8 protein-coding genes are annotated in these 7379 nt (G+C 69.2%); 1 reads left to right on the top strand and 7 read right to left on the bottom strand.

Annotation, left to right across the window (positions count from 1 at the left end):
* Nucleotides 1-49: 49 nt before the first annotated feature.
* The 3 genes from IRZ30_RS05080 to IRZ30_RS05090 are packed head-to-tail and all read right to left on the bottom strand — an operon-like array spanning nt 50 to nt 1889.
* Nucleotides 50-856: a DUF3618 domain-containing protein gene (locus IRZ30_RS05080; RefSeq protein ID WP_294083611.1), complete on the bottom strand. Its 807-nt coding sequence runs from the start codon at nt 854-856 to the stop codon at nt 50-52.
* The gene (locus IRZ30_RS05085; protein ID WP_294083613.1) at nt 853-1242 is read right to left on the bottom strand and encodes a phage holin family protein; all 390 of its coding nucleotides are present in this window, start codon (nt 1240-1242) and stop codon (nt 853-855) included. The genes IRZ30_RS05080 and IRZ30_RS05085 overlap by 4 nt, the downstream gene beginning before the upstream one ends.
* Nucleotides 1242-1889, bottom strand: coding sequence for a hypothetical protein (locus tag IRZ30_RS05090; RefSeq protein ID WP_294083615.1), 648 nt, complete (start codon nt 1887-1889; stop codon nt 1242-1244). The genes IRZ30_RS05085 and IRZ30_RS05090 overlap by 1 nt, the downstream gene beginning before the upstream one ends.
* 361 nt (nt 1890-2250) lie before the next feature.
* On the opposite strand from IRZ30_RS05090, the gene IRZ30_RS05095 reads away from it, so the two are divergent.
* A complete protein-coding gene (locus IRZ30_RS05095; protein ID WP_294083626.1) occupies nt 2251-4617 on the top strand; it encodes an ATP-binding protein in 2367 nt (788 codons plus the stop codon).
* Nucleotides 4618-4648: 31 nt separating this feature from the next.
* On the opposite strand, the gene IRZ30_RS05100 is transcribed toward IRZ30_RS05095, so the two are convergent.
* The 4 genes from IRZ30_RS05100 to IRZ30_RS05115 all read right to left on the bottom strand — a co-directional run.
* The gene (locus tag IRZ30_RS05100) at nt 4649-4921 is read right to left on the bottom strand and encodes a hypothetical protein (protein ID WP_294083617.1); all 273 of its coding nucleotides are present in this window, start codon (nt 4919-4921) and stop codon (nt 4649-4651) included.
* 51 nt (nt 4922-4972) lie between these two features.
* Nucleotides 4973-5536 (bottom strand): WxL domain-containing protein, encoded by a 564-nt coding sequence (locus IRZ30_RS05105; RefSeq protein ID WP_294083619.1) that lies wholly within the window; start codon nt 5534-5536, stop codon nt 4973-4975.
* A complete protein-coding gene (locus IRZ30_RS05110) occupies nt 5533-6690 on the bottom strand; it encodes a DUF916 domain-containing protein (RefSeq protein ID WP_294083621.1) in 1158 nt (385 codons plus the stop codon). The genes IRZ30_RS05105 and IRZ30_RS05110 overlap by 4 nt, the downstream gene beginning before the upstream one ends.
* A gap of 109 nt (nt 6691-6799) precedes the next feature.
* Nucleotides 6800-7379 (bottom strand): WxL domain-containing protein (locus IRZ30_RS05115; RefSeq protein ID WP_294083623.1); only part of this gene is annotated, 580 nt, incomplete at its 5' end.

Raw genomic sequence — 7379 nt, forward strand, 5'->3', positions numbered from 1 at the left:
GGGGAGAGGGGAGATGACGAATGACGCATGACGATTGACGCAGGATCCCCTACTGCGTGAGCCCCTGCTCCTTGGCTGCGTCCTTCGCCGACTGCTGGGCCGATTCAGCGACCTGCTGAGCCTTGCCCATCGTCTGCTGCGCGGCGTCCTGCGCCTTCTCCATGACCGTATCGCGGGCCGGGCCCATCATCTCCCGCTCCCGCTGGGTCTCGGGGATGGCGAGGCCCACTGCGGCGCCCAGGCCCAGAGCGGCAACCGTGACCGCCAGCGGTTTCTCGTCGATGAGGCGGTCGAGCTGGCTCCGCGCGCTGTGCATCTGGTGCTGCATCTCGCCGGTCACTTCGCCGGCGCGCCCCTGGACCTGGGAAGCCATCTCCCCCGCCCGCTCCTGCGCCTGGCTCACGGCCTGGCCGGCGCCGCCGCCGCGCGACTCGGCTCGCTCGTCGTCCGCGTAGGTGCGGGGGACGGGGCGCCCGTACTCATCGTAGCGGACGTGGCGCGGGCGCGATGACGGCTGCGACGCGCTCTGCCGGTTCCGCCAGAGCATGCCGATGCCGACTGCGGCGAGCGCCGCGGGGATCGGGTTCTGCTTGATCGTCTCGATAATGCCGCCGCCGGTCTGGCGCGCCGTGTCGCCCATGTCGCTCGCCATCTGCTCGGCCCTCCCGATCGTGGCTTCTCGGACCGACTCCTTCGCCTGATCCTTCAGGTGCTCCGGGCTCAGGCGCTCCTGGATGGCATCGATCGTCTCGCTCATGTCGGCCCGCGTGTCCTCGATGTCGTCGCGGATCTCATCGGGTGTCTGATCTGCGTCCGGAGGCTGGACGTCGTCCGGGCGCTCAAACGGGTCTCTCATGCCTGCTCCTTCAACCAATCACGGTCCTCCTTGAGCGACTCGACCGTCTGCTCCGGCGCGAGCGGGGTGCGCTGGAGCGCGTCCCGGCCCCGGTCGACCAGGAAGTACCCGATCGCCGCCACCACGATGCCGACGATGAGTGCCGACAACCACCAGGGCATGATCTCGGCCAGCAGGATGATGATCGCCGCCAGGATCGCCAGCGCCCCGGCGTAGACCACCGCGCCGCCGATCGCAAGGATTGCGACGTTCTTGCCGACCTCGGTCGCCTTCTGGCTCATCTCGGTCTTGGCCAGCGCCACTTCCTGGCGTATCAGCACGCTGGTCTGCCGCGACAGGTCAGAGAACAGCTCGCCGAGCGAGCGCTCGTCTCTGCTCTGCTCCATCAGTCAACTCCTGTACTCCGCGTCTGCCCGGCGCCGTAGCCCGGCTCCGAGGACGGGCGATAGCTCGGGCTCTCCTCGACCATCGCGTCGCCGTAGCGGGTCCGGCCGCGCATGCCGCCCCGAGAGGTCCGACCCGAGGACGAGCCGGAACTCTTGAGGAAGCGGGCCGTCAGCACGCCGAGCGCGAACGCCCCGCCCAGCACCAGGGCCGGCTGGCGACGGGCGAAGTCCTCCACGTCGTCCATCAGGTCCTCGACCTCGTGCCGGCGGAGGTAGTCCGATAGCTGCCGCACGCGATCCGCGGCCATGTCGGTGACGTTGGCGATGGTGTCCTGCTGGCTATCGTGGAGTTGGCGGCTCACCTGTGTCAGGGCATCCGCCGCGCTTTCCAGTCCCTCCGCCAGCCGGTCCTTCTGCCCAGCCGCCCGCTCCGCGGCCTGCTGCTGGACCTTGCTGACCGCCTGACCGGCCTGCTCCTGAGCCTTGCCAACCGCTTGCCCCGCCTGCTGCTGGGCCTGTCCGGCGGACTGCTCGCCCGCACGCCGACCGGGCTCGGATGCACCGTAGCCGGACGGCTCCGATGTCGCGCGTAGCTCGTCGCTGTCCGTGAGATCGTCCATCTTCCGCTCGGGGTAGGACTCGTGCATTCCTGCACCTCTCGTTTCCAGCCCGCTGGCGACCCGGCATCCGCCCGCCTGCGTCATTGCGGGTTAGTCTGGTCGCACGAATAATTTCTGTGAGACAATGCATAGACGGTGCCAGAGCGTGCCCGGTGGTCACGGATGCGATGCGGCGCGGTCCGCGGGGGATCAGCAAATCGGTGATGGTCGTATCATCAGGCGGTCTGGTTCCGGATGCAGCGATGGTGAGCCCTGCCAGCCTGACTCATCGGGCACGCGATCTGCTAGGCAGGGGAGCGGCCGGGAGGATCCCGGTCGGTAGTATGCTTACCGGACGGACCGAACCCGCCTCGAGAGATAGAGATAGGGAAGACGAGCCGGCGTGACTATGACGCATCAGTTGCTCCTCCTCCGCGCGGCGCTCGACCAGTTCGATGAGGCTGTCCTCGTCGCCGACCCGGCCGGCGTCATTCAACATCGGAACCAGGCGGCACAGCACCTCCTCGGTGGGCGGGAGACGCTTGTGAACGTCGCCCAGCTCGGCGGCCCCGCCAATCTCTGCCAGCGGGTCGCGCGGGGAGAAACGGTCTACGGCGTTCCGGTGCCTGGCCTCGGACCGGATATCCGGCTGTCGGCGTCACCGGTACGCGACACCGGCGGGGCGATCGTCGGGATGACCGTCATGCTGCGCCGCGAGCCGGTGCGGGACGACACCGGCCTCGACGCCCTGCAATTGGACGCCATCGCCCACGCTATCGCCTCCGGTCGCGACATCGACACGATTCTCGGGTACACGTTCGGCTTCCTGCAGCCGCTGATCGGCTGCGACAACATCTCGTTGGCGGTTCCGTCGCCGGAGGACGAGGATGGACGGCTGCGCGTCCTGGCGCTGCGGCCGACGCCGTTCTCGACCATCCTCTCCACCGGCGAGGTGGCGGAAGCCGTCCAGCGGGTCGCCACCGACGGCGTCCCGGTCGTCGTCGACGACACCCTCTCCGCGGCCTTTCAGGAGGATGCCCTCCTCCGGAGTCTCGGCATCCGCAGCTACGCGATCTATCCGCTCCGCGGGGAGCACGGGATCCTCGGGACGATCAACCTCAGTTCCCGCACGCCTGCGGCCTTCTCGGACCGCGTGCTGGCGGTCGTCGAGCGCGTAGCCAGCCATGTGGCGCTGGCGGTCGAGAAGATCCTCTTGCTCGAATCGACTGAGCGGCACAGCGTCTTCCTGGAGCAGGTGCTGCAGTACGTGCCCGCCGGCGTCATCGTGGTGGGGCCGCCGCCCGACCTGCGCGTGCTGACGGCGAACAGGCACTACCGCAGTTTCCTGGACGAACCCTACCGCTCGGAGAAGGATCTCGTGGGGTTGCCCCTCCGCACGATCATTCCGGATCTCGACGAGGTGGGCTTCGGAGCCGCGCTCACCGAGGCCTTCACCACCGGTGAGACGATCGAGGTGCGGGATGTCGTCTACGAGGGGTCGGAGCGGGGAGCGATCCACCTGGACTCCTGGTGCGTCCCGCTGCGCGACCGCCTCGGCCGGGTCGAGGCGGTGATCGGACTGGTGACGGACACGACCGAGCGGGTGCGCTACCAGCGGCGGATCGAGGAGCTCGCCAAGAGCGCGGCCCAACAGGCTACCGCACTCAGCACCATCATCGAGTCGATGGTGGAGGGCGTCTACGTCTGCGACGGCACGGGGCGGGTGGTGCTCGTCAACGAAGCAGGTGCCCGGCTCTTCGGCATCACCACCGAGCAGGCCCTCCAGCCGCTCGCGAAGTATGCCGAGTTCAGCCAGGCGCGCTACCCGGACGGCCGGCCGATCCCGCCTGAGGAGATGCCGCTGGCGCGTGGGCTCCGCGGGGAAACGAGCGCGGACTGGGAGCAGATCGTGCGGCGGGCGGACACCGGCGAGGATATCCACCTCCGCTTCGCCTACTCCCCGATCGTGGACGACCGCGGCACCATCGTCGGCGCCGTCGCCGTCGCCAACGACATGACCCGGACCCGCCAGCTCGAGCGGCAGCGCGAGGAGTTCCTGTCCATCGCCGCGCACGAGTTGAAGACCCCGGTGACCAGCGTCAAGCTCTTCACCCAGGGCATGCTCCGCACCCTGCAGCGGCGCGGCACCCTCGCACCGGAGCGGGCCGAGCGGGATCTCCAGACGATCCTGGGCCAGATCGATCGGCTCACGCGCCTCGTCGACGACCTGCTCGATGTGAGCCGCGTGCGCACCGGCTGCCTCGAGTACCACTTCGAGACGGTCGACCTGACCGCGCTGGTCGAGGCGGTTGTCGATCGCTTCCGGCGGCAGATCGAAGAGGACGATCGGTACGAGCTGCGCTTCATCGCCACGCCGGGCTTGCCCGCGATCGTCGTCGATCCCCACCGGATCGATCAGGTCTTGACCAACCTGCTGTCGAACGCGATCAAGTACTCCCCGACCGGCGGCACGATCAGCGTGCAGGTAGGCCCCGGGGCGGAGCCGAGCTGGATCCGCATCGAAGTCAGCGACCCGGGAGTCGGGCTCGACCCACCCGAGATCGCCGGCCTGTTCGAGCCGTTTGCCCGCGCCGCCGGCAACACCACCGTGCGCAACATCAGCGGTATCGGCCTCGGGCTCTATATCAGCCGTGCCATCGTGGAGCGCCACGGCGGGCGCATCTGGGCCCAGAGCGAGGGTCAGGGCTGCGGCTCCACCTTCATCGTGGAGCTACCCGTCCGCCCCGCGTCCTACACGTCCAGCGACACCGACTGACCGTGCACGCTCGCGGGCGCGCCCCCAGCACCTACCGGTGCCCGTTCGTGCCTCGCGAACGTCCGAACAGCCCGGCCATGCCCTCGGGATGGAGCACCAGTGCCGTTGCGCGGTGCGCGTCCACCGGGCAGTACGCGCTCGGCATCAGGTTGCAGCAGCACTGATCGCTGTCGATGTGACTGCCGTCCTCCTGGATATAGCACCAGGCGGAGGTTCCATGCTCCGCACACGGGACGACCCGCGCCCAGGACCGCCCGCTCTCCAGCACGGACGGCTGTCGCCGCGACGACTGCGAGTCCTCCATGGCCCCGTTCTCCTCCTTAACCCTCCTCGGTCGACTTACCGCCCCGCCCGGCTACGGCCCGCTCACAATCGACAGGGTGATCGTCGTTGTGTAGCTGCCGGCATAGGCGTTCGCCGGGATGGCGATCTCCACCGTCGCCGACACGGTGAAAGCGCCCATACCGGTACCGGGCGCGGCGGTGAAAAACGGCACCGGCTGCACCTCCGTGCCGGTGGGCACGGTCAACGGGTAGGCAACCGCGTTCACCGGGTCCGTGCAGGTCCCCGATGCACAGGCCGCGACCACGCCGGTGATCGTCATCGCGTCGGCCGGCAGCGCGTGGCCGGCCGGACCGCCGGTCGTGAAGGGCGTCGCGCTGATCCCCAGGCTCCAACCGGCGCCGGACCCGGTGGCGTCGCTGACGTCGAGTGTGAACGACGACGTCACGCGGCGGTCCGTGCCATCGAGTTGACTTGTCACGCTCGGACCACTCCTGGCGGACATCGTGAGTGGTCCACCGGTGACGACCACCTCGCCGGGCACGCTCTCCTCCGCCAGCACAGTGGGCACGCCACTCAGCGCGAGGAGAACCGCCAGGCCGAGGCAGATCCGGAGCAGGCGCCAGTTCTGCGTCACCACTGCGTCGCTCCCGCCTCGTCGTCACCCTCGGACTGCCGAATCCGGACCGTGTTGGCGTGGGACAGCGGAACCAACGGCCGGATCGGGCTCACGCCGCTGCCCTGCCCTGCTGCAGGCGCCTCCGATCGGCGCACCGCCGCGCGGCGTCGCCAGATCAGCAGCCCGCCGCCAGCCAACAGGAGACCGGCGAGCAGCCCCGCGCCGGCGACGGCGACGATCATCCAGATCGACAACCCCTGTTCCGCCGGGGCCGTCACCGTCGCCGACTGCTCACCCGGCGTCGCCTCGCTCTCCGGCGCCGCCTGCGCCTCGGGGATGGTGAAGGTTCCCTCGTAGCGCGCCGTCCCCTGCGCGCCGTACTGCAGGTCCACCACCACCTGGTAGTCCCCAGCCGCGAGCGGCCCATCGGGGATCACCACCGGGTAGTCGATCGCCGTGTCCGGGAGGAACGTGTGCACCTGCAGTGGGATGCTGTGGAGCTCGCGCCCCTCGCCGTCGGCGATGGTGACCGTGCCCTGCGGCTTCACCATCTGATTGCCATCGTTGCGCAGCGCGAGCAGGAGCGTCTGCTTCGAGCTCTGCACGGAGGGCGTCACCCCGTTGATCGTCAGGTGCTCGACCGCCGGCCCCGGAATATTGACCTGCACCGCGGTCACGACGCGGGTCTGCACGTTGACCTGGAATTGCCCGCTCCCCTGATTCACCGCGGTGCCCTGCGCGGCAATGCCGCCGACGTGGTGGCCCGCACGCAACTCACGCGGCACGGTCACGGTGAAGCCCACGGTGCGCGACTCGCCCGGGCCGAGCGTCACCTCCGTCTCGTCGAGCTGCACCCAAGCGCCGACCTGCGAGCGAGGGGCGTCGGCGTCGGGGAACACGATCCCGCCGGTCGGACCGGTCATCCCGTCCAACGCGTAGAGGCGGACCGTGCCTGGCGCATCGCCGGTGTTGATGACCAGGACGTCGTCCTGAATCACCTGCCCCGGCTCGGCGTCGTAGACGAAGTACGCGGCGTTCGTTGACTGCGTCGAAGCGGGCCGCACGCTGAAACTCGCCTCCCCGGCGGCCTGCGCCACGCGCGCCGTTGTGAGCAAGAGCAGGAGCAGGAGCGCGGCGGGCACGACGCGCAGTGCGTTGGACAAGAACCGCATCGTTGATGGCCTCCTCGAGGCGAGCGATCGCTTCATGAGATGCTGTTGACAACCCGTTCCCGCGGTGGACGCGGCCGGGAGCGTCCCGGCCGCGTCGCTCGACCGATTGCTACGGCGTCACCGCAAGCGTGAACGTCACCGTGCTGGTGTAGTCGCCGGCGTACGCCTCGGCTGGGACATTCAGCGTAAACGTCGGCGCGATCGAGAACGTGCCCATCCCGGAGTCGGCGGGCGCGGCCAGGATCACCGTCGAGGTGCTGCCAAGCGTCCCGCCCGTCAAGGTTCCGGGTAGGTCGCCCGCGTAGCCTGCATCGGTGGTCACGGTCGACGAGCCGATGCTCAGCGCATCCGCCGGCAGGAAATGGCCGTCGCCGTCGGCGAACTGGGTCGCGCTGGCCGACAAGCTCCAGCCGGCACCGGAACCGGTTGCATCGGTGATGGTGATCGTGGCGTCACCCGGGTTGGTGGTGAGCGTCTGGTCCTGCCCGTTGAGCGTGCCGCTGAAGCTCACCGAGCCGTTCGCCACGAGGTCCAGCGGTCCCGCGGCCAGATTGGCTGTCCCATCCAAGGTTGCGGAATCCGCCGCCAGCGAGGGCAGCACCGCGCCGACGGCCAGCGCGGCAGCCAGGCCCATGCCGGCGAGCACGCGCGTCAGTCGAGACTTCCGTGTATCCATGTTCCTCCACTCC

The sequence above is a fragment of the Sphaerobacter sp. genome (genome assembly GCF_019683595.1).
Classification (GTDB): Bacteria; Chloroflexota; Chloroflexia; order Thermomicrobiales; family Thermomicrobiaceae; genus Sphaerobacter.

What these genes read in the sequence shown, in the direction of transcription:
- IRZ30_RS05080 (WP_294083611.1), bottom strand. Translation starts at nt 856, where the DNA reads ATGAGAGACCCGTTTGAGCGCCCGGACGACGTCCAGCCTCCGGACGCA.
- IRZ30_RS05085 (WP_294083613.1), bottom strand. Translation starts at nt 1,242, where the DNA reads ATGGAGCAGAGCAGAGACGAGCGCTCGCTCGGCGAGCTGTTCTCTGAC.
- IRZ30_RS05090 (WP_294083615.1), bottom strand. Translation starts at nt 1,889, where the DNA reads ATGCACGAGTCCTACCCCGAGCGGAAGATGGACGATCTCACGGACAGC.
- IRZ30_RS05095 (WP_294083626.1), top strand. Translation starts at nt 2,251, where the DNA reads ATGACGCATCAGTTGCTCCTCCTCCGCGCGGCGCTCGACCAGTTCGAT.
- IRZ30_RS05100 (WP_294083617.1), bottom strand. Translation starts at nt 4,921, where the DNA reads ATGGAGGACTCGCAGTCGTCGCGGCGACAGCCGTCCGTGCTGGAGAGC.
- IRZ30_RS05110 (WP_294083621.1), bottom strand. Translation starts at nt 6,690, where the DNA reads ATGCGGTTCTTGTCCAACGCACTGCGCGTCGTGCCCGCCGCGCTCCTG.